General features: G+C 64.5%; 2 protein-coding genes. Both read right to left on the bottom strand.

Annotation, left to right across the window (positions count from 1 at the left end; genetic code table 11):
- Positions 1-618, bottom strand: a 618-nt coding sequence (locus ACXJKR_RS31680) for a hypothetical protein (protein WP_457326228.1), incomplete at its 3' end; no start/stop codon positions are given.
- Position 619: 1 nt separating this feature from the next.
- On the bottom strand, positions 620-1,700 hold a 1,081-nt coding region (glgA, locus tag ACXJKR_RS31675; RefSeq protein ID WP_457326227.1), incomplete at its 5' end, for a glycogen synthase GlgA.

The following is a 1,700-nucleotide window of genomic DNA, read 5'->3' as shown; positions in this document are numbered from 1 at the left end:
GCCTTCGGGACCCAGTGATTTGGCGCATTGCCAGGACCAGGCCTTCCAAACGGCCTTCCCTGCAGTTTTGGCAGGCAAACGAATACCGCGCACTTTCAGGTAGGCCATCCAATCCATATGCACGCCACCGGAAAGCGCTCTCTCACGCTCACGCTCATACAACAAGCGTTCGAAGCCCGCTCCGTACGACGCATTGACGCCTCGCTCGATGAGGGCGAGGCGCACAAAGTAGTGATCGTTCTTGGGCGTGAACCGCGAGGCCGGATGCAGGTGATCCACCTGCAGGTTGTGCGGGATGCCGTCATCGCCGATTCCGCCCCACTCGGACAGGAAAAGCCGGAAGGCCTTTCGATACCCGCGATATCGCGATCGCACCCACAACTCCGGTTGCATATTGGGCTTCCGAATCACGACGCAAGATGTCGGCTTGATGCCTGGAAGATGTGCAGCCGTCCAGCCATAGGACTCACAGTGCTCAAGCAGCCGTGTCCTCGTCGTGGCGATCAAGCAGGTGACGCTCCCGTCCCTGAAATCACCGGTCATTGAGTCGAGTTGGTGCCCGAGAAACAGGGACAGGCCTCGCATGAAGTCGCTCGTCTGCGCGCAGTCCAGTTTCACATCAATGACCCAGCACACCGCGATACACATCCGCATACCGTTGCGCGGCGGCGTTCCAGTCAAAGTGCTGTCGCATCGCCGCCAAGCGCACGCGACCCCAGCACTCTTGCCGGCTCCACAGCGCAAAAGCACGGCGCAGCGCGCGACGGTAGGCGTCGGCCGTGAAGGCGTTGAAGACAAAGCCCGTGGCGGCACCGGCATCGAGGTCTTCCAGCGTGCAGTCGACCACCGTGTCGGCCAGCCCACCGACGCGGTGCACCAACGGCAGCGTGCCATAGCTCAGGCCATAGAGTTGGGTGAGGCCACAAGGTTCGAAGCGGCTGGGCACCAGCATCACATCGCTGCCGGCATAGATGCGGTGTGCCAGCCCTTCATCCATGCCGGTGCGGCGGGCGATCTGGCCGGGGTGCTTGGCAGCCGCGTCGGCGAATGCGGCTTCGAGGCGGGCGTCGCCGCTGCCAAGAATGACAAGCTGCCCACCCGCGTCGATCAGGTCGTTCAGCGCCTCGATCACCAGAGGCAGACCCTTCTGCTCGGTCAGGCGGCTGACTACGCCGAACAACGGCGCCTGCGCCTTCACATCCAGCCCACATTCGCGCTGCAGCGCGGCCTTGCAGACGGCCTTGTCTTCGGCGCTGTCGACGTCATAGGCTCGGGCGATGCTGCGGTCGTGGGCGGGCGACCACACGCCGTAGTCGACGCCATTCAGGATGCCGTGCAACACCTCGGCGCGATGGCGCAGCAGGCCGTCCAGACCACAGCCCTGCTCGGGCGTCTGGATCTCGCGTGCATAGCTCGGGCTGACCGTGGTGATCGCGTCCGCGAAATGCAGGCCGGCCTTCATGAAGCTGACCTGGCCATAGAACTCCACGCCCTCGACCGCGTAGTGTTGGGGTGGCAAGCCGAGATCGCAGAAATGGTCGGCCGGGAACAGGCCCTGGTAGGCCAGGTTGTGCACGGTAAAGACCGTCCGCGCCTCGGTGCGGCGGCGCGAGCGGCTGGCGGCGATGTGGGCGCAGGCAAGGCCCGCGTGCCAGTCATGGGCGTGCACGATCTGCGGACGCCAGGCGGCATCCACGCCC

The organism is Roseateles sp. P5_E11, from assembly GCF_054049355.1.
This window is presented reverse-complemented; position numbering and strand designations above follow the sequence as displayed.